Below are 23,704 nucleotides of genomic sequence, written 5' to 3' on the forward strand. Positions count from 1 at the left end.
GGGGCCGGATCGGCTGAGCGGGCCGGCCCCACTCGCCCTCGGTCGTCTTACTGGAGCCAGTCGGACTCGGCCACGGCCGGCTTGCCAGGCTTGCCAGGCTTGCCGGGCTTGCCGGGCTGGGCGGGTCCACCGGGCTTGCCAGGCTCACCGGGCTTGCCGGGCTCACCGGGCTTGCCGGGCTCGGGCTTGCCGTTGTTCGTGTGGATCACGACCTGGTCGACGAGGGAGCCGACCGGCGGAGCGGCGGTCGCGCCGTTGTCCGGGCCGCACCACGACTCCTGGCCGAGCTCGACCGCGGCGTTGGGGGCGGCGCAGGTGCCGCTGCGGATGTTCTCGACCACGAGCTTGTCGCCGCGCACCTGAACCCGCACGTACGTGCGCACGTGCTCCTGGTTCTCGACCGAGTTGGCCCAGTGGCTCTTGGGGTTCAGCGGGTCGGGACCGTAGTTCGGGTCCTTGGTGGTGTCAGGAGCGGTCAGGTCGTAGTACTTCGAACCCGACGCCGAGTTGGCCGTCACGTAGATGACGCCACCCGGGCCCTGGGTCACCTCGGTGGCGCCCGGCTGCTCGTCCTTGTTCGCCTTCTGGCCGTTCTTGATCACGTAGCTGCGGGAGTAGCTGTGGTCGTGACCCTGCAGGACCAGGTCGACGCCGAGGTTGGAGAAGGCCGTCGGGAAGTCCTGGCGGCGCAGCTTGTTGTCGCCGTCGTTCGCGTGGCTCGCGGGCGAGTAGATCGCGTGGTGGTAGATCAGCACGGTGTGCTTGGCGTCCTGGCCGTGCTTGTTGACGACGTCGGTGACGTAGTTGATGTGCGCGGCGTCCGACCCGTTGGCGTACGCGTTGCTGTTGAGGTCGATGAACAGGATGTTCTTGTACTTGAACCAGTAGTCGCCGCCCGACCGGGTGGCCGCGTCGCCGTTGTAGTACGGCGTGGAGCGGTCGGTGTTCGGCGTCCAGAAGTGCTGCTCGTACGCCTTGCCGCCGACGTCGTGGTTGCCGATGGTGGCGACCCACGGATACTGGCGCAGCTTGTCAGAGGCGAGGAACGCGTTCCACTGCGTCTCGTTGTTGGCGCTCTCGATCTGGTCGCCGCCCGAGACCAGCAGCTCGGCCTTCGGGGTGCTTGCGAGGGCGACGTTCAGGGTGTCGGCCCAGCCGGCGCCGTCCTTCGCCACGTCGCCCGACGAACCGATCTGCGGGTCGCCGAAGAACAGGAAGTCGAAGTTGTTGCCGTTGAAGTTCTGGGTCGTGAAGGAGTACGTCGCGGACCAGGCGCCCGGGGTGCCGACGCGGTAGGAGTACTCCGTGTTCTGCTTCAGGCCGTCGATCGTGGCGTGCCCGTTGTAGCCGCCGTTGACGGTGTTCGCCGCCACGGTGGCGGGGAAGGTGACGGAGTTCTTGGGGAACTCCCCGCGCACGAGCTGCTTGGTCGGCGCGACCTGCACCACCTGGGCGGTGCCGGCCGAGGCGTACCACGACACGACCCGCTGCGCCTGGTCGGCGCCGACGCCGAGGACGATGCCGGTGACCGTCGCGCCGGAGTCGGCGTGGGCCGCGGTCGAGAGGCCGCCGCCGATAACGGTGGTCGCGGTGAGGGCCGCCGCTGCGGCGCCGAGGGCTGCCCGGCGCAGGATGTACCCGGGGTTTTGAGTCCCCTTGTCGAGCTTCATTGCTTCCCATCCGTTTGTTCGTATTGGAGCGATTTGCACGATTTCGGGGCTTGGTGTCACGGAGATGAACGGCGGGCAGGCGGACCGTTGCGCGTGATGGAAGATCTCAAACCCCGAGGATTCGCTGCACGAACCACATAAGCCCCATCGCGGACACCCCCGCCGCGATCGCCCCGGTCGCCCACAGGCCCGCGATCGGCCGGCGGTGACGCAGCAGGGCGAGCAGCGGGAAGACGGCCACGATGATCGCCAGTTGGACGACCTCGATGCCCACGTTGAAGACGAGCAGCGACCCCAGGAGCGTCCACGACCAGGCCTGGTCGATGCCCAGCGCCGCGGCGAAGCCGAGGCCGTGCACGAGGCCGAAGCAGAAGACCACCGCGAGCCGCGTCCAGCCCGCGCGGTCGAGGCCGAGGCGGCCGTGCCCTGTCGTCTCGAGATCCGTGGCGTGCGAGCGGCGCCGCCAGATCCGCCACAGGTGCCAGCCCGCGACGACCGCGATGGACAGGGCGATGACGGGCTCGACGAACGCCGCGGGCACCTCCACGAGGCCGAGGGCGGCGAAGACGAAGGTCACCGAGTGGGCCAGCGTAAAGGTCGAGGCCGCCAGCACGATCTCGCGCAGGCGGCGTGACCCCGCGATGAGCGCCAGCAGGAACAGGATGTGGTCGAGCCCGCCGAGCAGGTGCTCGGCCCCGAGCCGGAAGAACTCCCAGAACCGCTCGAACCACGACTGCTGCGTGGAGAAGGATCGGTGCTGGGCGTCGAGGGCCGTGCTGCCCGACGTCAGGTCGAGGTCGTAGGTGACGATCGTCTTGCTGTCGCGCACGTAGCCCTCGGAGCCGGGGAACAGCGCGCTGCGCACCTCGTGCGCTCCCGACGTGGACTCCGGGCACCGGTAGTCGAGCACCACACGCGCGTACGGGACGCCCTCGCGCTGTCCGATCGTGAAGCCGCCATCCCTGACGGGGGCGCACGCCGCGCCGCCTGCGGTGACGCCGAAGCGCTGGGTCACGTACGTGACGACCGAGCCGGCATGGGCTTCTAGCGCCGCGGCCTGCTGGGCGGTGTCACCGGCGTCGAACGCCGCGGTGCCGGCCCTGAAGAGCGGGTCGTCCTTCGCCGCGTCGGCGGCCGAGACGACGAGCAGGTCGTACTCCAACTGGATGCCGGCGCGGACGTGCCCGCTCGCGGGCGAGGCGAGGTCGACGTAGACCGTCGAGGTGAAGCCGTGGGCGAGAGCCGGCAGGGCGGACAGGGCGCTGAACAGGACGGCCACGGCTGCGGCGGCGATGGCAGCACAAACACGACGCCGAGCGGCGGGGGACATATGACTCCTTTGGGGATTGGTGTACGAAATCTGGTTGATTGGGGTGAACAGCCGGTATCGCCGGCACGAACCCATGGCGAATCACGTCCGGCGGACGCTGCCAGCGCATCGGACATGAGGTAGGAAATAGGCGCAGTTCCCCGCAGCCGCCTTCGAAGGACGATCCGCATGCGCTCTCGGCTTCTGCCTGCCCGCACCCTGGCCGTGGCAGTGGCGGCGACCACCCTGCTGGTCAGCGGATGCGGCTCAGGCGACGACTGGTCGCGGCCGCACGCGAAGCCGACCGCCGTCGGCACCCCCGGCGCGGGCTTCTTCCCGGCCGCGTCACCCGCGCCGGAGGCGACGATCACACCGGGGCCCGGCTCGTGGAGCGGGGTCCGCCCGCCGGAGGGCTACCGCGTGGTGCTGCTCACCGCGGGGGAGGACCGCCAGACCAGGACGCTCGTGGACGCGGTGAAGGAGTGGGCCGAGGAGGAGCGCGTCAGCCTCAGGACCGTCACGGCCACGCGGCCGGACCAGTACGTGCCGAGCATCGGCAGGGCGATGGAGATGAAGCCCGACCTCATCGTCAGCGCCGGTCAGGACCTCGTCGACGCACTGGCCCTGGTCACCCCCAACCACCTCGACCAGCGCTTCCTCGTGGTCGGCGCGGAACTGGCCGAGCCCACCGCGAACGTCACCGCCGCCGACTGGGCCGGTGCGTCGTTCCGCGGCGAGGGTCTCGGCATGTCCTCGACGTACGACCCGGCCAGCTTCACTCCCGAGCGCGCCGGGCGTGCCCTGCGGGCCGGGGTCACGGCGGTGCTCACCGGCATGACCGGCATCGTGCTCTGGCTCGACTAGTTGCGCTGTCCATCAACGCTCACCAGGGTGGAGGGAGCGGAGCTTCCTTCCCGGCGCAGTGACCGACCCGGCCAAGCGCGATCAGGGCCGGGGGACGAGTTCCGCCAGGATCACGGCCGGACGGCCAGCACCCGGAAGCCGATCCCGCGTGCCGTGCGCGTCACCGACTCGACGTCGAAACCGGCCTGCCGCAGGTACGGCACGGGGTCGCGGGTGAGATAGTCGGCCGCGGACCGCAGGAACAGCGGTTCGGCCAGCCGCATCCCGGCCCGGATGACCGGGTTGCTCGACGGCCCGTGCTCGGCCAGCACGAACCGCCCGCCGGGCTTGAGCACGCGGTGGGCCTCGCGCGCGGCGGCCGCCGGGTCCGGAATCGTGCACATCGCGAACGTGGACACCACCGTGTCGGCGACGCCGTCGGCCAGGTCGAGGCGCTGCGCGTCGCCCTGCCGCAGCTCCACCCGCTCACCGAGGCCGTCCCGCGCCGCCCGCCGCCGCGCGAGTTCCAGCATGCGCGCGGACAACTCGATCCCGACGACCGTGGCATCGGCGTCGTACAGGGGGAGGTTGAGCCCGGTGCCGACCGCGATCTCCACGACGTGACCGCGCGCCTGGCCGACGGCCCATTCCCGGCTGCCGGGGAAGAGGCGGCGCTCCCAGGCCAGCATGGCGCCGTCGTACCTGTCCGCCATCCGGTCGAACACGCGGCGTACGTCGGTGTTCGTGGTAGCCCTCATGAACCGACCCTACCCACCGGAAGTCCGGCGAACGGGACTCATGGCGGCGTGACGGTCAGTACGCCACGGTGAAGCGGGTCCGGTGGTGGCGCGGCCGTTCCGCCTCGTCGAGCAGCGCCACCGCGAGGTCTTCCATCGAGATCCGGGACTCGCCGTCGGCGTCGACCAGGAGCTCGTCGGCGCCGACGCGGTACCGGCCGGTCCTGTCGCCGGGGACGAGCAGGTCGGGCGGGCTCAGGTAGGACCAGTCCGCGGTGGGGTGGGCCCGGCAGGCCGCGAGCTGGTCCACGCAGGCCGACGCGATGGGCAGCAGGAAGGGCGGGTAGCCCGGCCGGTCCATCAGGCGGCCGCCGTCCTCGACGGTCAGGCTGCCCGCGCCGCCGACGAGCAGCAGCCGTACGCCGGTCTTGGCGGACGCGGTGAGCAGCGTGGTGGCGACGGCGACCAGCCCGGCCTCGTCGCCGGGGGACGGGCAGGTCGCCGTGATGACCACGTCCTGCCCGGTGATCGACGCGACGACGTCGTCGACGTCGGTCGCGTCGCCGGCGCGCACGCGCAGGCTGCCGGGCCCCTCGCCGGGCAGCCCGATCAGCCGCACCGCGGTCCTGGCCACGCCGGTCACCTCGTGTCCGCGCGACACGGCCTCGGCGACCACCCGCCTGCCCACGTTCCCCGTCGCCCCGAACACCGTGATGCGCATGCCTGACACTCCTTCTCGAATCCGGGTGGTCCGAACCGGCTAGACCCGCTTGGCGGCGGACACCACGAGCGACGTCAGGACGACGAGCGCCGCCGCGGCCCACAGCACGCCGGTCACGGCGACCATCCCCACGATGACGCTGCCGAACAGCGCGCCCAGCGCGATCGCCAGGTTGAACATGCAGGTGTTGAGCCCGGTGGCGGCCTCGATGCCCTGCGGCGCCGCTTTGATGATCCAGGTCTGCACGCTCACCGGCAGGCCGCCGAACGCGAAACCCCACATGATCAGCAGGACGGAGCCGGTGACCGGGGTGCCGCCGAGGAACGGGAACGCCGCCAGGATGGCCGCGAGCGCGACGCTGACCACGATGATCGTGCCGCGCACGTCGCGGCCCGCCCAGGAGCCGGCGATGAGGTTGCCGGCCATCCCGGCCACGCCGTACGCCAGCAGCAGCGGGCCGACGAACGTCGCGCCGACCCCGGAGACGTCCTGCAGGATCGGGCTGACGAACGTGAACGCGCCGTAGTGCCCGGACACCAGCAGGAACGTGGCGATGACGCCGACCCGTACGGCGGGCGTGCGCAGTTGCTCGCCGAGCGTGCGCAGCCTGACCGGCTCGGACGCCGGCATCCGCGGCAGCAGCACGGCCAGTGCGATGACCAGCAGGAGCGCGACCACGGCGACCGCGCCGAAGGCGACGCGCCAGCCGGTGAGCTCGCCGACGAGCGTGCCGGCGGGGACGCCGAGGACGTTGGCGGCCATGGCGCCGAAGAAGATCAGCGAGGTGGCCTTGGCGACGTGCGCCGCCGGGACCAGGCGGACGCCGAGCCCCGCGGCGAGCGCCCAGAACCCGCCGATGCTGACGCCCACGAACAGCCGCGCCACCATGAGCACGGCGTACGAGGGAGTCAGCGCGGACACGACGTTGGCCACCAGCGCCAGCAGGATCAGGCCGAGCAGGACCACCCGCCGGTCCAGCCCGCGGATCGCCACGGGCAGCAGCGGGGCGGTGACGGCGGCGACCAGGCCGGACACGGTCACCATGAGGCCGACCTCGCCGTCGGAGACGCTCAGCCCGCCGCCGATGGCGGTGAGCAGGCCCATGGGCAGGTTCTCGACGGTCACCACCAGGAAGGTCCCCAGCGCGACGGCGATCACGGCGAGCCAGTTCTTGATGGGCACGCGATCCGGTCTGTCGGTGCCGGCGGAGACGGACTCGATGACGGTCATCTGGTTCCTCCTGTGCGCGTGGGCTGGGGGTCCGTGCGGGGGAGCGCCAGGCGAACGGCCGGCGACGGCGGGAGGCGGCCTCATCGGGCACTCCGAAAACGAAGGCTAGTTCCGCGTTTTTCGCCGGGTCAACGAAATCTGTCAATCGCCGGGGGCCGGCCGTTTTCCGGTAGGGGTCGGGCGGGGTTGCCCGCGCTATTTCTCCCGCCCGGATCGGGGCACCCGAAAAGTCCTCAGGTGTCCTGGATTGTCCTGACATGCTTGTGGGGCCGACAGGGGTTGTGAGAAAAGCGCGCGGAAGCCAATTCTGAATATGCCTCGCAAGGCCGGGAAATTCGCGCCGATACGAATTCCAGCGCGAAAAGGCCGCACTGTCGCGGGCAGCTCGATGCCATCGTTTCATGGCCGATTGCAATTCGTTTCCGACCGAGGCCGCTCAGGCCGGTTCGAAAGGCGGGTCAACATGCAGGGACTTATCCAGGTGGCCGGTGTCATCGATCAGGCCGAGGCCGACCTGATCCGGGAGGAAGGCGCGGACTGGCTCGGCTTCGCCTTGCGGCTGCCGGCCAAGAACGAGGACCTGTCGGAGGCGGACGCCGCGGCGATCATCGACGAGATCCAGCCGGAGCACAGGGGTGTGGTGATCACCTATCTGACCGACGCGGAGGAGATCAAGACCTTCTGCGAGGAGCTCGGCGTCACCGCGATCCAGCTGCACGGAGACGTGCCCGTGGAGGAACTGCGCACCCTCCGGCGCATCGCGCCCGACCTGTACGTGCTCAAGAGCCTCGTAGTGAAGAAGGACAACCTCGACGAGCTGCGGACGATCGTCGACGAGGCGGCCGAGTGGGTCGACATGTTCATCACCGACAGCTTCAACCCGGCCACCGGCGCCAAGGGCGCCACCGGACTGCTGCACGACTGGTCGGTCAGCGCGGAACTGGTCAGGATCTCGCCCAAGCCGCTGATGCTCGCCGGCGGGCTGAACCCGGACAACGTCGCCGCCGCGATCGCCGAGGTCCGCCCGGCCGCCGTGGACGCGCACACCGGCCTGGAGGACCCGGTCACCCGCCGGAAGGACCGGCAGAAGGTGCGCACGTTCGTCGACGAGGCCCGCAGGGCCTTCGCGGAGCTGGGGGCGGGTGAGAAGGCATGACGATGACGGCCGCGCCCGCGCTCGGCACCGTGCACCTGCTGCCGCAGACCCGCCAGCTCCGGGCGCTCCACACGATCATCAGGGACCGGCACGTGGCGCGCGAGCAGTTCGTCGCGGCGTCGGGCCGGATCATCCGCCAGCTCATGGAGACGGCGCTCGACCTCCTGCCGTACGAGCCGTGGGATGTCCCCACCCCGGTGGGCCGCACCTACCCCGGCCTGCGCCACGCGTCGGCGATCTGCGGCGTGCCGGTCGTACGCGCGGGGGAGAGCATGGAGCCCGAGCTGCGAGCGATCATGCCGGGAGTGCCGATCGGCAAGATCCTGATCCAGCGCGACAAGGTGACGAAGCTGCCGCGGCTCTACTACTCCGCGCTGCCTGCGGACATCGACCGGCGGCAGGTGCTGCTGATGGACCCGATGCTGGCGACCGGCGGCACCGCGCTGGCCGCGATCGAGGTCCTGCTCGGCCGGGGCGTCGAGGTGGACGACATGGTGTTCGTCACCCTGCTGGCGGCGCCGGAGGGCATCGCGGCGGTCCACGCGCGCCACCCCGGCCTGCGGATCGTCACGTCGGCCGTCGAGGAACGGCTGAACGAGAACGCCTACATGGTCCCCGGCATCGGCGATTTCGGCGACCGGTACTTCGGCACGGACATCACGCGATGAACGCCGGGGGAACAAATGATCATCACTTCAGTCACTGAGGCGAGGCGGCAATCACAGGAGGACGTCTGCCTTCCCGATCTGCTCGAAGCACAGGCCGAGGCGCGCCCTGACGAGACCGCGGTCGTCTGCGGCGACCGGCGGCTGACCTTCCGCGAACTGGCGGAGGGCGGCGCGGCCCTCGGCGCCCACCTGCGGGAGCTCGGCGTCGGCCTCGACGAATGCGTGGGACTGTTCGTCGAGCCGTCGATCGACCTGATGGTCGGGGTGTGGGGCATCCTGCGAGCGGGCGGCGCGTATCTCCCGCTGTCCCCCGAGTATCCCGAAGAGCGCCTCCGCTACATGATCGAGGACGCCGGCGTGCGGGTCGTCGTCACGCAGGACGAGCTCACGGGCAGGCTGACCGAGCTGGCGCCCGCGGGGACGAGGATCGTCACCCTCAAGGACGCGGCGCGGTCCGCCACCTCGCCGGGAGGCGACCGTCACCCCGGCCTGCGGCCGGGCAACCTGGCCTACGTCATCTATACCTCCGGCAGCACCGGCAAGCCGAAGGGGGTGATGATCGAGCACCGCAGCATCGTCAGCCAGATGCGGTGGCTGCGTTCCGGCTACGGCATCGGCCCCGGCAGGACCATCCTGCAGAAGACGCCGATGAGCTTCGACGCGGCGCAGTGGGAGATCCTCGCGCCGGTCTGCGGCTCGGTGGTCGTCGTGGGCCCGCCGGGGGTCTACCGGGACGCGGAGCGGCTCATCGACGTCATCAGGACGCACGACGTCACCACGCTGCAGTGCGTGCCGACGCTGCTGACGGCGCTCGTGGACACCGAGGAACTGCACCGCTGCACGTCGCTGACGCAGGTCTTCACCGGAGGCGAGGTCCTGTCGAAGACGCTGGCGACGAGCTTCTTCGACACACTGCCCGGGTGCGAGCTGGTCAACCTGTACGGGCCCACGGAGTGCACGATCAACTCCTCCGCGTACACCGTGGACGGGGAGAGCGTCGGCGAGGGCCCGCACGCGATCTCGATCGGCGCGCCGGTCGACCACACCGCCTACCACATCCTCGATCTCGGCGGGTCCGAGGTGGCGGTCGGCGAGATCGGCGAGCTGTTCATCGGCGGCGTGCAGGTCGCCCGCGGCTACCTGCACAGGCCAGAGCTGACCGCCGAGCGGTTCGTGGACAACCCGTTCGGCGAGGGCAGGTTGTTCAGGACGGGCGACCTCGCGTACTGGAACGCCGACGGCACCGTCCAGTTCGTCGGCCGCGCGGACAACCAGATCAAGCTGCGCGGGTTCCGGGTCGAGCTGGACGAGATCAAGCTGGCGATCGAGACCCACGAGTGGGTCAAGCACGCCGCCGTCATCGTCAAGGACGACCCGCGCACCGGATTCCAGAACCTGATCGCCTGCGTCGAGCTGAATCCCAAGGAAGCGGCCCTGATGGACCAGGGCAACCACGGCGCGCACCACCAGTCCAAGGCGAGCAGGCTCCAGGTCAAGGCGCAGCTGTCCAACCCCGGAGTCCGGGACGCCGCCGAACTCGACGGCAGGCCGGTCGTCGACCTGCCGGGCAGGCAGGCGACCGCGCGGCAACGCGCGCTCGCGTTCGCCCGCAAGACCTACCGGTTCTACGAGGGAGGGGAGGTCGGCCGGGGCGACATCCTGAAGCTGCTGGCCAGGCGGGCCGAGGGCGCGGAGTCCCGCGGGCTGGACACCCTCGGCCTGGCGGAGCTCGGCGAGATCCTGCGCCACTTCGGCCAGCACATCAGCGAGGAGCGGCTGCTGCCGAAGTACGCGTACGCCTCGCCCGGGGCGTTGTACGCGACGCAGCTGTACCTGGAGATCACCGGGATGGACGGCCTGCCGTCCGGCTGCTACTACCACCACCCCGTGCACCACAGGCTCGTGCTGGTCGGGCCGGCCGCCGGAGGCCCTGAGCCTCGGGTGAAGCTGCACTTCGTCGGCAAGAAGCGGGCGATAGAACCGGTCTACAAGAACAACATCCGGGAGGTCCTGGAGATCGAGACCGGTCACATGGTCGGTCTCTTCGAGGACGTGCTGCCCGCGCACGGCCTGGACATCGAAGCCCTGGAGTACGCGCCGGCCACGAAGGACCGCCTGGACTGCGCCGCCGCCGACGACTACTACCTCGGCACGTTCGAACTGGTCCCGTACGCCGGGCCGCGCCCCGACGAGGTCGACCTCTACGTCCAGGCGCATCCCGGCAAGGTCCCCGACCTGCGGGCGGGGCAGTACGCCTACGAGAACGGGCGGCTGCGGCTGATCTCCGACGAGCTCATACTCAAGAAGCAGGTCATCGCGATCAACCAGCAGGTCTACGACCGGGCGTCCATCGGCGTCTCGGTGGTCAGCAGGAACGACGAGGACTGGCTGCGCTACATCGACCTCGGCCGCGTGCTGCAGCGCCTGTCGATGAACGACGTCAACATCGGGTTCATGTCGTCCGGATACAGCTCGAAGTCCGGCGACGACCTGCCCTCGGCCCGCAGGATCGACGGCATCCTGCGCTCGCTCGGCCGGCCCGTCGGCCCGTCCTACTTCTTCATCGGCGGCCGGGTGAGCGACGAGCAGCGGTTGAGCGAGGGGATGAAGGAGGACGCAGTCCACATGAAGGGACCGGCGGAGATGATCAGGGACGACCTGATCAACTTCCTCCCGGACTACATGATCCCGAACAAGGTCGTCGTGCTCGACCGGCTCCCTTTCGCGCCGAACGGGAAGATCGACGCCAAGGCGCTGGCCGATTCCGACGCGACTAACGTGGACAACGACGACCGGCCGTACGTCGCGCCGCGGACTCTCACGGAACGCCGGATCGCCGAGCTGTGGAAGAAGGCGATGAAGCGGGAGACCGTGTCGATTGAGGACGACTTCTTCGCCGCGGGCGGGAATTCGCTCATCGCCGTCGGGCTGATCAACAAGATCAACCGTGAGTTCTGCGGCTCGCTGCCCCTCCAGGTGCTGTTCGACTGCCCCACGATCGAGAAGCTCGCCAGGCGGGTCGACGGAGGCGGCTCCGAGGCGTGCTCACGGCTGGTGCCGCTGCAGGGGGAGGGCGCGGGACGGCCCGTCTACTGCTGGCCCGGCCTCGGCGGATACACGATGAACCTGCGCACGCTGGCCGCCAGGATGGGCGCCGCCCGGCCCTTCTACGGCGTCCAGGCGTACGGGATCAACCCCGAGGAGGTCCCGTACGCGACCATCGGCGAGATGGCGGCCGAGGACGTCAAGGCGATCCGGCGGGTGCAGCCGTCCGGGCCGTACACACTGTGGGGCTACTCCTTCGGCGCGCGCGTCGCGTTCGAGGCCGCCCACCAGTTGGAGCAGGCCGGCGAGCGGGTGGACCACCTGTTCCTGATCGCGCCCGGCTCGCCGAAGGTCGGCTCGGCGAGCGCCGCCGGGCACGAGCGCGAGGCGGGCTTCGGCGACCCGGCGTACGTGACGATCCTCTTCTCGGTCTTCGCGGGCACGATCAGCGGGCCGCTGCTGGAGCGGTGCCTGGCCGAGGCCGTGGACGAGGAGAGCTTCGCGGCCTTCGTCCACCGCAACTTCCCCGAACTGGACGTCGACCTGGTGCGCCGGATCACGCGTGTGGTGGCGGAGACGTTCGAGTTCAGCTACACCTTCCGCGAGCTGGCCAGGCGGCGGATCGCCGCGCCGATCACCATCTTCAAGGCCAGGGGCGACGACTACTCGTTCCTGGAGAACAGCAGCGGCTACTCGGCGACGCCGCCGGTGGTCGTCGACCTGGAAGCCGATCACTACGGCCTGCTCAGGGAGCCGGACATCGACGAGCTGGCCGAGGCCATCGGGGATCGTCTCGGGACCCACCGTAAGGAGATCATCATGCCGCACGTGAGCATCAAGCACTTCCCCGTGCCCCTCAGCGAGCAGCAGCACTCCGAGCTGGTCGCGGCCGTGACCAAGGCGATGACGAGCGCCTTCGGATGCGAGGAGGGCTCGGTGTCGATCATCCTGGAGCCGGTCGCGAAGGAGCTGTGGGACGAGAAGGTCTACATCCCGGAGATCCTCAACCAGAAGCACCGGCTGAACAAGCTGCCCAACTACGGCCCGGCCGGGAACTGAGGGGCGACGATGACTCGCAATCACGGGCGCGTCCCGCTGGTGTTCAGCGAGGAGGTCGCGGACGCCCTCGCCGAGGGCCGGCCGGTGGTGGCGCTGGAGTCGAACGTCATCACCCACGGCCTGCCCTATCCGGACAACGCCGCCACCGCGCGCAAGGTCGAGGACGCGGTGCGCGCCGGGGGCGCGGTCCCGGCCACGATCTGCGTCGAGGGCGGCAGGATCAGGGCCGGCATGACGGACGAGGACGTCGAGCGGTTCGCCTCGACGCCCGGAATCCCCAAGGTCAGCAGCAGGGACCTGCCGGTGGTCCTGGCCCAGGGCGGGCTCGGCGCGCTGACGGTGGCCAGTTCGGTGGTGGCGGCGGAAATCGCCGGCATCCCGTTCTTCTCGTCGGCCGGCATCGGCGGTGTGCACCGGGGCGCGGAGAAGACGATGGACGTCTCCTCCGACCTGATCCAGTTCACCCGGTCGAAGGTGGCGGTCGTCTGCGCGGGGGCCAAGAGCATCCTCGATCTGGGTCTGACCATGGAGTTCCTGGAGACCCACTGCGTGCCGGTGGTGTCGTACCGGTCGGACGACTTCCCCGCGTTCTACTGCGTGTCCAGCGGCATCCGCAGCCCGCAGCGGCTGGACGACGAGGCGGTGATCGCCCGGGCGGTGGAGAACCACTGGGCGCTGGGCAACCACAGCTCCTTCCTGATCACCACCCCCGTGCGGGAGGAGGACGCGATCGACGCGTCGGAGGTGGACGCCGTCATCACCGGCGCGATCGCCGCCGCCGAGCGGGACGGGGTCCGCGGCAACGCGATCACGAAGTACCTCATGCGCGCCGTGGACGCGGCCACCGAGGGCCGGTCGTCCAGGGCGAACATGTCCGTGCTCGTCAGCACCGCCGAGGTCGGCGGCCGGCTGGCGGCGGCCCACGCGCGGTATCTGCGGGAGACCGCCTGATCCGCTCCCGCACCGCCCCGGACGCCGGCAGGCTCCGGGGCGGTGCGCTGCCTCCCGGAACGTGGGGGAGGGCCTGATTCGTCGGACACGATCTAGCGCGGGAGCCGGTTCGCGCGGTACAAACGTCCCACACCTCTCGCATCGCCCTGTTAGACGCCGGGCCCGCGAGAGAGCGCTCTCTCGCTGCGTGCGCAGCGGAAAGGACGACCCGTATGACGACCCGGAATCCTGACACTGGGAGTCCAACGAGGCGGCGTTCCGGCCCCCGGCTGATCGGTCGCGCGTTCGCGGCCGGTCTCGTGCTGGCGACCGCCGTCGTGACGGCGGGAGCGACGGCCGCCGGCGCCGCGCCTGGCCACGGCGACCAGGCCGGCCAAGGCGCGCACGGCAACCCCGCCGGTCCGGCGGGTCCAGGGGGTCCCGGGGGTCCGGGGGGTCCGGGGGGTCCGGGGGGTCCGGGGAACCACGGACCCGTCGACCTGGGGCCGAACGTCACCGTCTTCGACCCGAGCATGCCGGTCGACCAGATCCAGGCGACCCTGGACGCGGCGCACGCCGCCAGGGTCGACGACGAGATGGGCACCGAGCGGCACGCCTACCTCTTCAGGCCGGGCACGTACGGCACCGCCGAACGCCCCCTCCAGATCAAGGTCGGTTACTACACCGAGATCGCCGGCCTGGGCGCCTCGCCCACCGACGTCGTCATCAACGGCAAGGTCGAGGTCTACAACCGCTGCCTGGAGAACAACGGCACAGGCAACTGCCTCGCGCTCGTCAACTTCTGGCGCACGCTGTCGAATCTCTCGATCAACGTCAACGCGGCGGGCCAGGACGGTTGCCGCCAGTCGGCGAACTTCTGGGCCGTCTCCCAGGCCGTCTCCATGCGCCGCCTCAACGTCACGGGCGGGAGTCTGTCGCTGATGGACTACTGCACGGCCGGCCCGCAGTACGCCAGTGGCGGCTTCATCGCCGACTCCCGGCTGCCGTCCGTCACCAACGGCTCACAGCAGCAGTGGCTGACCCGCAACACCGAGGTCGCCGGGTGGTCCAACGCCGTGTGGAACCAGGTCTTCTCGGGCGTCACAGGCGCGCCCGACGACTCCGGCTTCCCCGACCCGCCGTACACGACGATCGAGAAGACCCCGCTCAGCCGGGAGAAGCCCTTCCTGTTCACCGACCCGCAGGGCAGGCTCGCCGTCCGCGTGCCGGCCGCCGCGCGGAACACGAGCGGCGTCACGTGGGCCGAGGGCATGACGCCGGGCCGTACGGTCCCGCTGTCGGACTTCTTCGTCGCGAAGCCGTCCGACTCCGTGCAGGTCATCAACAGCCAGCTCGCGCGGGGCAAGAACCTGCTGCTCACGCCGGGCGTGTACGACGTCGCGCGGAGCATCGAGGTCAAGCGGCCCGGCACGGTGGTCCTCGGCATCGGGCACGCCACGCTCACCGCGGTGGGCGGCGCGGTCCCGGTCGACGTCGCCGACGTCCCCGGCGCGGTCGTCGCCGGAGTCACCATCGACGCGGGCACGCAGAAGTCGCCGGTGCTGCTGCTGGTGGGCAAGGAGCACGGTGGGCCAGGCGGCAAGCACGGCCATCGGGCGCCGGGGAACGACCCGACGACCCTGTCCGACGTGTACTTCCGCGTCGGCGGCCCGCACGTCGGCAAGACCGAGATCGCTCTCGAGGTCAACAGCGACGACGTGCTGATCGACCACACCTGGGTGTGGCGCGCCGACCACGGCGTCGAGGGCTTCACCGACACCGAGCGCTGGAACACCAACATCGGCCGCTACGGCGCGGTCGTCAACGGCGACCGCGTGACGGCGACCGGCCTGTTCGTCGAGCACTTCCAGCGCTACAACACGGTGTGGAACGGCGAGGACGGCACGACGATCCTCTACCAGAACGAACTGCCGTACGACCCGCCCACCCAGGCCGACTGGATGAACGGCGACGTCGAGGGCTACGCCGGCTACAAGGTCGGCGACCGGGTGAAGAGGCACCAGCTCTACGGCGCGGGCGTCTACGTCTACAACCGGAACAATCCGCAGATCCACACCGAGAACGGCTTCGAGGTCCCGCGGACGCCGGGCGTGAAGCTGCACCACATCATGACCGTCAACCTCGACGCGGGGACGATCGACCACGTCGTCAACGGCGTCGGCGACGCGGCCGACACGACCAAGGTCGGCGCGCCGCAGTTCATCGTGGACTACCCGGCCCCGGCGGCCCAGTAGCCCTGTAGCCGGTAAGCCCGGTGGGCCGGAGTCCCCGCGACTCCGGCCCGCTCGTGTCCCCGGTCGTCGCCGCTCCCCGCGGCCTTCCGTCTCTGCGTACGCGCACCCGGGGCCGCGTCATCTGCCCGAGGCCGACCGGGTGGAGGGCGCGACGGCCTTCGGGCGGTGGGTGGCGACGAGGCGGGCGTAGACGATGATGTTGTCGCGGTAGTGCCCGCCGGCCCTGTCGAAGTCGCCGCCGCACGTGATCAGGCGCAGGACGGGGGTCTTGACCATCCCGTAGACCTTGCGGGTCGGGAAGCTGTCCTTGGGCACGCTCTCCAGGGAGTCCACCTCGAAGACCGCCCGCGTGCCGTCCTTCCTGGAGATCCGCACCGTGTCGCCGGGCCGCAGGGCCCCCAGCTTGAAGAAGACGCCCGGCCCCTTCGTCGAGTCGACGTGACCGGCGATGACGGCGGGACCGCGTGCGCCTGGCGACGGCCCGAGCCGATACCAGCCGGCCTCGTCGACCCGGTCGAGCGGCGGGACCTCCAGCGTCCCGTCGGGGTTCTTTCCCAAGCTCATCAGCGTGGTCCGAACCCCGATCTTGGGGATCTCCAGCAGAACCGGCGGCGACGGCGGCAGCGCCCGCGTCGTGCTCTTCGGCTGCGCGCGCGGGGTCGAGACACTGGCGGGAGGAGCGGGCGGCGGCGCCGCCCGATCGTCACCCGCGAGGCCGGCGGCGACCGTGACCGCGACGGCGGCGGTGGCGGCGACCGAGGTCAGGCCCAGCAGGACGGCGACGGTGGCCTTACCCATTCGATCACGTCCTGTATACGAGGCCATCATCACAGTGGATTGCAGGTTGATGCAGTACGGCCCCCTCCGTCACCCATGTAACCTATAGGAGGTTATTAGGCATCTGGGGTAGTTTGCAGGGAGCTGGACGGTTTTTCAATGGTTCAGTCAACTCTGCGCACACCCCCGCGTACCCAGCATGACGACGGGCACGGGCCGGCCCACCCCGGCCAGGCGCGCACCTCGGCCCCCGCGGAAGCCCCCGCGGAGGCCCCCGTGGAAGCCCTCACGCAAGCCCGGACCGGAAGGCGCCGCGCCAAGATCCGCGGAGACGGCAAGCGGGACCTGCCGGCGGTCGACCCCGCGCGGATGCACGTCACCGTGCTGGTCCCGGCGCACAACGAAGAGGACCAGATCGCCGAGACGATCGTCTCCCTGCACGGCCAGCGGCGCAGGCCCGACCGCCTCATCGTGATCGCGGACAACTGCACCGACAGGACCGAGGAGATCGCCGCCGCGCACGGCGCCGAGGTGATCAGGACGGTCGGCAACCGCCACAAGAAGGCGGGCGCGCTCAACCAGGTGCTCGAAGTCCTGCTGCCCCAGCTGGGACCCCGGCACGCCGTGCTCGTCATGGACGCGGACTCGGCGCTCGAAGCCGGTTTCATCGACAACGCCGTCCGCCGGCTGGCCACCGGCGAGCTGGCCGCGGTGGGAGGCACCTTCACCGGCAAGCCGGGCGGCGGGCTGGTGGGCATGTTCCAGCGCAACGAGTACGCGCGCTACGCCAGGGACGTGCGGCGGCTGCGCGGGAAGGCGCTGGTCCTCACCGGGACGGCGACGCTCTTCCGCGCGGACGCGCTCAAGGAGGTCGTCAGGGCCCGCCGCGGCGGCCGTCTCCCCGGCCGCGACCAGGTGTACGACGTACGCGTCCTGACCGAGGACAACGAGCTCACCCTGGCGCTGCTGCACCTGAGGTTCCGCATCCTGTGTCCTGCGGACTGCACGCTCACCACCGAGGTCATGGAGACCTGGAAGGACCTGTTCAAGCAGCGGCTGCGGTGGAAGCGCGGGGCGCTGGAGAACCTCACCGACTACGGCTGGACCCGCGTCACGTTGCCCTACTGGGGCCGGCAGCTCCTGTCGCTGATCGGCATCATCGTGATCTTCACGTACCTGGGCGCCACGGCATGGTCGATCGTGGTGGCCGGCGCGCTCAACCTCCACCCGCTCTGGCTTGGGGTCACGGTCATTTTCATGATCGAGCGGATCGTGACCGTACGCAGCAGGGGCGGCAGGCAGATGGCCATAGCCGGGCTGCTGTTCGTCGAAATGATCTTCGATGTCTACCTGCAAATAGCACAGGCGAAAGCCTTCTGGGACGCCGCATGGCGTCGGGAAAGGAAATGGTGAATATGTACAACAACCCGCCCATCGGGGGCGTCGCTGCGGGCTTCGGTGGTGCGGCGCTGACCGCGCCGTTCGTCGGCTGGAACGCTCTATGGTTCGCCCTGGGCCTGTTCACGCTGGTGTCGGCCGCCGTGGCGGTGAAGCGGATCATCCCGAAGCGGGAGTCCTGATCTCGTGAGTGAAGACCGGCCGCGCGGGGACGGCCGGTCACCCCGAGCCGGTGTCGGCGCCCTGCGCGCCGCGCTCCACCGCCCGGCCCTGCCGTCCCCCGGCCCCAACCCCGGCGCCGGCGCCGCCGGCGGGGGTCCCGCCCCCGCGCAGGACGGCCACCGCCACGACGGCGGGCACCAGGATGACCGCCGCCGCGACGTTGACCGCGCGGAAGCCGCCCGCGGCGAGGATCGGCCCGGCCAGCGCGGCCGCCGCGGCGCCCGCGTAGTTCATGCCGGCGTCCGTCGCGCCCTGCAACGGCACCCGTACGTGGTCCGGCGCGACGCCGGTGAGCAGCGCGGACCCTGAGATCATCGACGCCGACCAGCCCATGCCGAGCACGGTGAGCGCGAGCGCGGTGAGCGCGCTGCCCTCGGGGTCGGACGCGGCCACGAAACCGAGCACGACGGCCGCGACGAGCATCAGCATTCCCGCGCACGCGGTCCTGACCGCGCCGAGCCGGTCGGCCAGCCACCCGAAGACCGGGCTGAAGGCGTACATGCCGAGCACGTGCAGGCTGATCACGACGCCGACCAGCCGCAGCGACATGCCGTGGTGCTGCATGTGGAGCGGCGTCATCACCATGACCATCACCATCATCGCGTGCGCGACCGCGACGAGCACGACCGCGAACCGCGCCACGGGATGGGCCGCGGCCCACCGCAGCGCCGTCGCCGCGCCCGCCGTCCGCGTACGGCGGTGGCCCGCCTCGGCAGGGGCCGGCGCGGACGGCCGTGCGGCGGGCCGGAGGAACAGCGCGATCACCGTGCCCGCCAGGGCGAAGGACACGACGGAGACCAGGTAGGGCCCGGCGAGGGCGGGCAGCCCGAGACGGCTGCCGAACCGGTCGGCCGCGTCGCTGAGGTTGGGGCCGGCTACGGACCCGATCGTGGTGGCCCAGATGACGATCGACATCGTCCTGGCCCGGGAGGCGGGGGCCGCGCCGTCGGCGGCGGCGTACCTGGACTGCAGGTTCACCGCCTGGCCGACGCCGAACATGGCCAACCCGGCCAGCAGCACGACGAGCTGGGAGACGACGGCGGCGGTGACGATCAGCGCGCCGCCGAGCACGGCGATGGCGTACCCCAGGGTGAGCGAGCGGCGCCGCCCATGCCTGGCCGCGACGCCGGCCAGCGGCACCGCGGCGACGGCCGCCCCGAGGACGCCGGCGGCCTGGCCGAGCCCGGCGACGGAGGTGCCGCCGATCCGCTCCACGAGCAGCCCGCCGACCGCGAAGCCGGAGGCGACCGCGACCCCGCCGAGCAGGTTTCCCGTGACGAGGACGCCGATGCGGCGGGTGCCGGGCCGTGACCCGCCCGGGTGGGCTTCGCTCATCGTCCGGACCCGCCGCGTGTTCCCGACCGGCTCGTGACACGTTCACGACGCTCCGCGCCCACCACCCCGGAACCATCCTTCCCGCCGCGCCTCGTCCGGTTGGCTCCGGAAAGCGACACCTGATGATAAGTCCGGCATGTGGTGTTGCTCGTGCTGGGTGCCGCGCGCATTCCGGGGGGCGGCGAGATGGCCAGGGAAATGGGCACCGCCCTCCTCGTCGCGGAAGACGAGGAGGGCGGGCTTCTAGCGGTTTTCGCCGTAACCACACCGGGCGGCATTCATGGCGATGAGCCGCGGGGTTGCGCCTGACGTGGTCAGGCGCTTGCCATAAAGCCTCTCATGTCGTGGCCGAACGCTCGATGCCGCCAGATGCAACAAACCGCCCCGATCGCGCAAAAGCCGCCTGCGTCGTGAGCGGTGTCCGCTCCTGGAGATCCGTTTCGGCAAAGTCTTTGTGAGGCCCCGGGCGAATCCGGATGACCCCGCGTGTGCCCCCCTACGGTTGGGGCATGCAGCGACAGCCCTACGTGAAACGGCGGCGGTCAGGCCTCACCTACCAGCTGACCTACGCTCTGCGCCACCCCGGCCGGGTCCTGCCGCACCTGCGGCGGATGACCCGTGACGCGCGACTGCGGATGACGACCCCGGATCACGTGTCCTACTACCGCGAGGTCATGCGCGCCGACATCGCCGAGATGAGCGCGGACGCCGCGATCGGCAGCCACGGCAGGGAGAGCTGGCTGCGGATCGGCAAGATGCAGTTTGACTACCTGCGCGCGCACGGCCTCACGCCGCGCGACCGCGTCCTCGACATCGGCTGTGGCAACCTGCGCCTCGGCTGGCGGCTGATCGAGTATCTGGAGCCTGGCAACTACTACGGCGTCGACATCTCGCCCGAGATCCTGCTCGCCGCCGCGGACACCGTCGCCCGGCGCGGGCTGCAGTCACGCCTGCCGCACCTGACCGTGGTGGACGACCTCACCTTCGCCTTCCTGCCCGACGACCACTTCACCGTGATCCACGCGCACAGCGTGTTCTCCCACAGCCCGATCGAGGTGATCGACGAGTGCCTCCGGCACGTCGGCCGCGTCCTGCATCCCGACGGGTTCTTCGACTTCACCTTCGACCGTACGGAGAAGGCCGAGCACCACGTGCTGCGCGAGGACTTCTACTACCGGACGGAGACGCTCGTGGACCTCGCCGCGCGGTACGGCCTCACGGCGAGGTTCATGGACGACTGGGAGCGGACCCGGCACAAGCAGTCCAAGCTACGCGTCACCCGCTGACGCGACCGCGTAGGCGTAGCGCAGGGCGTTGTCCCACGCTCAGGCCCGCTTCACGACACCTTCCGGCAGTGGAATGGTTGCGCTGTGCGCGCGTCCCGGTTGCTGTCGATCCTGCTGTTGCTGCAGTCGCGCGGCCGGCTGACGGCCCGGCAGCTCGCCGCCGAGCTGGAGGTCAGCGTCCGCACGATCTACCGGGACGTCGAGTCGCTGCACGCGGCGGGCATCCCCCTGTACGGCGAGGCCGGGCACGAGGGCGGCTATCGCCTGATGGACGGCTTCCGGACCCGGCTCACCGGCCTGACCGAGGGGGAGGCGGGCGCGCTGTCCCTGGCCGGGCTCCGGGGGCCGGCAGCGGACCTCGGCCTCGGCGCTCTGCTGGCCGCGGCCGAGTTGAAGATCGAGGCAGCGCTCCCGGCCGGTCTGCGTGAGCAGGCGCGGCTCGTGCGTGAGCACTTCCATCTCGACGCGCCAGGCTGGTACTACGACGGCGACCGGTCGCCCCACCTGCCGGAGGTCGCCGAGGCCGTCTGGAACGCCAGGGTCGTCCGCGTCCGCTACCGCCGCTGGACCGAGCCCCGAGAGGTCGAGCGGCGGCTGGAGCCGTACGGGCTGGTCCTGAAGGCGGGCAAGTGGTACGTCGTGGCGCGGTGCGACGGCGCGTTGCGCACCTACCGCGTCGGCCAGATCCTCGCGCTCACGGTGACCGGCGAGACGTTCGAGCGCCCGGAGGGCTTCGACCTGGCGGATCACTGGCGCGAGCACCTGGCGGGCTTCCGGTCGCGGCTGGTGCGCGGGCACGCGGTGATCCGGCTGTCCGAGCGGGGCAGGGAGCGGCTCGGTGAGGTCATGAGCTCGGTGGTCGCCACCGCCGTGGCCGGGACGGCGGGCCCGCCGGACGAGCGGGGCTGGGTCACCGCCACCGTGCCCATCGAGTCGGTGACGCACGCGCGGACCGAGTTCCTCAAGCTCGGGGCCGAGGTGGAGGTCCTGGAACCGGCCGAGTTGCGGGACGAGATGGAGGCGACCGCGCGGGCGCTCGCGGCCCTCTATCTGCCGCCTTCGCGGCTTTGATGATGAAAAGCGGCCTTAATTCGAGATCGGCCCCGATAGAAGGTGATACCAACTCGGCGAGCGCCCTGACAGGGTTCGGTTCGAGTTCTATCCTTGACGGCGTCACTGACAGACTTCTCGCGATTGCGGGAGAAAAAGTGCCCAGAACCACGCGTACGCCGCGAAGGGAGAAAGCGCGAAGCGAGGGCGCGCGAGTGGACGGGCTTCGTGATCCGGATGTCGAGACCTTCGTCGGCATGATGGGGACGCGCATCCGCGCGGACGCCGAGACGGTCGGAGTCGACCTCCGGACGCTGGAGATCCAGGTAAGACTGCACCTGCCCCGGTTGAGCAGGCCGGCCATCGCCGGCTGGTCTCCGGACAAGGTGTACGAGGAGATACGGCTGCAGGCCGTCGTCAGGGCGGCCCAGGTGCGTCAGTCCGCGCAGGACGCGGCGGACCAGGCGCACGCCTCCGTGCTCCTCAACGTGCACAAGGCACACCGCGACCTGAGCCTGTCGTTCACCGACGGCTACCGCACCCGCCTGCGCTTCGCCGAGGTCAGGCCGAGCGTGGGCCATCTCGTGCAGTCGAGGCTGCACTACCTGCACAGCGAGAGGGCCGACACCGTCGCCCAGTTCGGGCTGTTCCTGCCGGGCGCGACGCTGCCGCTCACGTACGTCGCCTTCTCGCGCTGCGACCGTCAGTACGTCCTGGACGCGCTCACCGGGCACGGGCTGGACGTGAGTCCGGACCGGATAATGGTCCTGACGAGAATGCACGGGCTGGCGGGAATTCCGGCGAACCTGATGAGCCTGACGATCGCCCACGCGGCCCGGCGGATCAGGGCGGAAAACGCCGGGGATTATGTCATCACGGCATACAACCCGATGCTCGGATTCGACGGCACCGCGTTTCTCGCGTCGGGTTTCACGCCGATCGCCCTTTCACCGGTGGCCTATCGCTACGACGACAAAGGCCTTTTCCAAACACGCCGGATATCCGGTGATTCGGTGCCCCAACTCCTGGACACCCCGGACAACGTGCTCATGGTCCTCGGCGTCACCGCGGCGGCGAAGCGGAACGTCGCCGGGATCGGAGACCTGATCAGGGTGTCGCACCGGATCCACTCCGGCGGCGACCTCGTGCGACCCGTCAAGACGGACTTCACCGCGCCGGAGTGGACCGAGCGCCTGCTCGGCTACCGCAGGACCCTGGAGCCCTGCTGGTCGGACCGCACGGCCCATCCCCGGTATCAGGAGCCGACGGTCGCGGCGGGCGACCCCCGGGGGCAGTGCGGCGTCACCTCCGTCTGGCTCGCCCGCAGGCTGCGCACCGACCTGCTGCTCGAACCCGTGTACTGCTACGGGCGCCTGCGGGTCGGCCGCGACGACGCCGAGGACGTGAGCCACCACTGCTGGGTCGAGATCGGCCCCTCCCACGACCCCCGGCGGTTCGTCCTCGACCTCACCGGCGACCAGTCGGAGGGCGTACGCGAGCCGATCGTCCTGGGCGAGCACCGGGCGCTCGCCGGCCGGGGCCTGCGGTACGAGGCGGCGGCGCGCCTGCGCCTCGACGAACTGCCGAAGGACCGGGTCTGGCCGCGTTTCCTGGCGATGGAGGACCGGCTGCGGGAGGCCGAGAGATGAGGGCGCGGGTCGCGGAGAGGCCTCCCGGCACGGCCGGGGTCAGGCCCTCGGTGCTGCTGCTGTCGTCCGACAGCAGGAGGAGGTACGCGGAGGACGTCCTGACGGCGCTGGCCCTGCCCAGAGGGGCGATCATCCAGTTCAGGTACGAGACCGACTATGTGGCGGGCGTCCTGCAACAGGCGATCGCGGACGGCTCCGCCGTCGGCAGGCGCTGCCTCGTGGCCTTCCTGGCGGACCGGGAGTCGCCCGTGGCGGAGCCGTTCGTCGTGCCCGTGCGTTTCGCCACGGTCGTGACGACCGCCTGCGTCGCCGACATGGCCGTGTTCCGGCTCAGGGTGGACGACTACGCCAACCTGGAGGAGTT

18 protein-coding genes are annotated in these 23,704 nt (G+C 70.5%); 11 read left to right on the plus strand and 7 right to left on the minus strand.

Annotated elements, in window-relative coordinates; translation table 11 throughout:
- Window positions 1-47: 47 nt before the first annotated feature.
- Both HHX31_RS30130 and HHX31_RS30135 read right to left on the minus strand, forming a co-directional pair.
- On the minus strand, window positions 48-1,670 hold the full coding sequence (locus tag HHX31_RS30130) for a metallophosphoesterase family protein (protein ID WP_169952572.1): 1,623 nt from the start codon (window positions 1,668-1,670) through the stop codon (window positions 48-50).
- 106 nt (window positions 1,671-1,776) lie between these two features.
- Window positions 1,777-2,949: a HupE/UreJ family protein gene (locus tag HHX31_RS30135; RefSeq protein ID WP_211590539.1), complete on the minus strand. Its 1,173-nt coding sequence runs from the start codon at window positions 2,947-2,949 to the stop codon at window positions 1,777-1,779.
- Window positions 2,950-3,168: 219 nt separating this feature from the next.
- On the opposite strand from HHX31_RS30135, the gene HHX31_RS30140 reads away from it, so the two are divergent.
- Window positions 3,169-3,843, plus strand: coding sequence for a hypothetical protein (locus tag HHX31_RS30140; RefSeq protein ID WP_169952576.1), 675 nt, complete (start codon window positions 3,169-3,171; stop codon window positions 3,841-3,843).
- Window positions 3,844-3,953: 110 nt separating this feature from the next.
- Here the strand turns inward: HHX31_RS30140 and HHX31_RS30145 are convergent, their stop codons facing one another.
- From HHX31_RS30145 to HHX31_RS30155, 3 genes are read right to left on the minus strand one after another with little or no spacing between them, the layout of a single operon-like run.
- Complete coding sequence (locus HHX31_RS30145; RefSeq protein ID WP_169952577.1) at window positions 3,954-4,580, minus strand: class I SAM-dependent methyltransferase; 627 nt, start codon at window positions 4,578-4,580, stop codon at window positions 3,954-3,956.
- A 55-nt stretch (window positions 4,581-4,635) separates the two neighbouring features.
- Window positions 4,636-5,280: an NAD(P)-dependent oxidoreductase gene (locus HHX31_RS30150; RefSeq protein ID WP_169952579.1), complete on the minus strand. Its 645-nt coding sequence runs from the start codon at window positions 5,278-5,280 to the stop codon at window positions 4,636-4,638.
- A 39-nt stretch (window positions 5,281-5,319) separates the two neighbouring features.
- The gene (locus HHX31_RS30155; protein ID WP_169952580.1) at window positions 5,320-6,510 is read right to left on the minus strand and encodes an MFS transporter; all 1,191 of its coding nucleotides are present in this window, start codon (window positions 6,508-6,510) and stop codon (window positions 5,320-5,322) included.
- 463 nt (window positions 6,511-6,973) lie between these two features.
- On the opposite strand from HHX31_RS30155, the gene HHX31_RS30160 reads away from it, so the two are divergent.
- The 5 genes from HHX31_RS30160 to HHX31_RS30180 all read left to right on the plus strand — a co-directional run bounded on the left by HHX31_RS30160 (window position 6,974) and on the right by HHX31_RS30180 (window position 15,623).
- Window positions 6,974-7,666: a phosphoribosylanthranilate isomerase gene (locus HHX31_RS30160; protein WP_169952582.1), complete on the plus strand. Its 693-nt coding sequence runs from the start codon at window positions 6,974-6,976 to the stop codon at window positions 7,664-7,666.
- Entirely contained in the window at window positions 7,663-8,334 is a 672-nt protein-coding gene (gene upp / locus HHX31_RS30165) for a uracil phosphoribosyltransferase (protein ID WP_169952584.1), read from the plus strand. The genes HHX31_RS30160 and upp overlap by 4 nt, the downstream gene beginning before the upstream one ends.
- A 15-nt stretch (window positions 8,335-8,349) precedes the next feature.
- Window positions 8,350-12,438: an amino acid adenylation domain-containing protein gene (locus tag HHX31_RS30170; RefSeq protein WP_169952585.1), complete on the plus strand. Its 4,089-nt coding sequence runs from the start codon at window positions 8,350-8,352 to the stop codon at window positions 12,436-12,438.
- A 9-nt stretch (window positions 12,439-12,447) separates the two neighbouring features.
- Complete coding sequence (locus HHX31_RS30175) at window positions 12,448-13,389, plus strand: pseudouridine-5'-phosphate glycosidase (RefSeq protein WP_169952587.1); 942 nt, start codon at window positions 12,448-12,450, stop codon at window positions 13,387-13,389.
- Window positions 13,390-13,901: 512 nt separating this feature from the next.
- Window positions 13,902-15,623 carry an adenylyl cyclase gene (locus HHX31_RS30180; RefSeq protein ID WP_249347054.1) on the plus strand — a complete coding sequence of 574 codons (1,722 nt, stop codon included), beginning with the start codon at window positions 13,902-13,904 and terminating at the stop codon, window positions 15,621-15,623.
- Window positions 15,624-15,740: 117 nt separating this feature from the next.
- Here the strand turns inward: HHX31_RS30180 and HHX31_RS30185 are convergent, their stop codons facing one another.
- On the minus strand, window positions 15,741-16,421 hold the full coding sequence (locus HHX31_RS30185) for a class F sortase (RefSeq protein WP_169952590.1): 681 nt from the start codon (window positions 16,419-16,421) through the stop codon (window positions 15,741-15,743).
- 255 nt (window positions 16,422-16,676) lie between these two features.
- Here HHX31_RS30185 and HHX31_RS30190 point away from each other — a divergent pair, with 255 nt between their 5' ends.
- Window positions 16,677-17,813 carry a glycosyltransferase family 2 protein gene (locus HHX31_RS30190; protein ID WP_211590540.1) on the plus strand — a complete coding sequence of 379 codons (1,137 nt, stop codon included), beginning with the start codon at window positions 16,677-16,679 and terminating at the stop codon, window positions 17,811-17,813.
- Window positions 17,807-17,980: a hypothetical protein gene (locus HHX31_RS30195; RefSeq protein WP_169952515.1), complete on the plus strand. Its 174-nt coding sequence runs from the start codon at window positions 17,807-17,809 to the stop codon at window positions 17,978-17,980. The genes HHX31_RS30190 and HHX31_RS30195 overlap by 7 nt, the downstream gene beginning before the upstream one ends.
- A 37-nt stretch (window positions 17,981-18,017) precedes the next feature.
- Here HHX31_RS30195 and HHX31_RS30200 read toward each other — a convergent pair whose 3' ends face one another.
- Window positions 18,018-19,355: an MFS transporter gene (locus HHX31_RS30200; RefSeq protein ID WP_169952591.1), complete on the minus strand. Its 1,338-nt coding sequence runs from the start codon at window positions 19,353-19,355 to the stop codon at window positions 18,018-18,020.
- A 509-nt stretch (window positions 19,356-19,864) separates the two neighbouring features.
- Here HHX31_RS30200 and HHX31_RS30205 point away from each other — a divergent pair.
- The 3 genes from HHX31_RS30205 (at window position 19,865) to HHX31_RS30215 (ending at window position 23,340) form a co-directional block, all read left to right on the plus strand.
- Window positions 19,865-20,641: a class I SAM-dependent methyltransferase gene (locus HHX31_RS30205; protein WP_169952593.1), complete on the plus strand. Its 777-nt coding sequence runs from the start codon at window positions 19,865-19,867 to the stop codon at window positions 20,639-20,641.
- A gap of 84 nt (window positions 20,642-20,725) precedes the next feature.
- Window positions 20,726-21,712, plus strand: a complete 987-nt coding sequence (locus tag HHX31_RS30210) for a YafY family protein (RefSeq protein WP_169952595.1) — start codon at window positions 20,726-20,728, stop codon at window positions 21,710-21,712.
- 194 nt (window positions 21,713-21,906) lie between these two features.
- Complete coding sequence (locus HHX31_RS30215) at window positions 21,907-23,340, plus strand: hypothetical protein (protein ID WP_169952596.1); 1,434 nt, start codon at window positions 21,907-21,909, stop codon at window positions 23,338-23,340.
- Window positions 23,341-23,704 lie beyond the last annotated feature (364 nt).

Source organism: Microbispora sp. H11081 (genome assembly GCF_012999535.1).
GTDB lineage: Bacteria > Actinomycetota > Actinomycetes > Streptosporangiales > Streptosporangiaceae > Microbispora.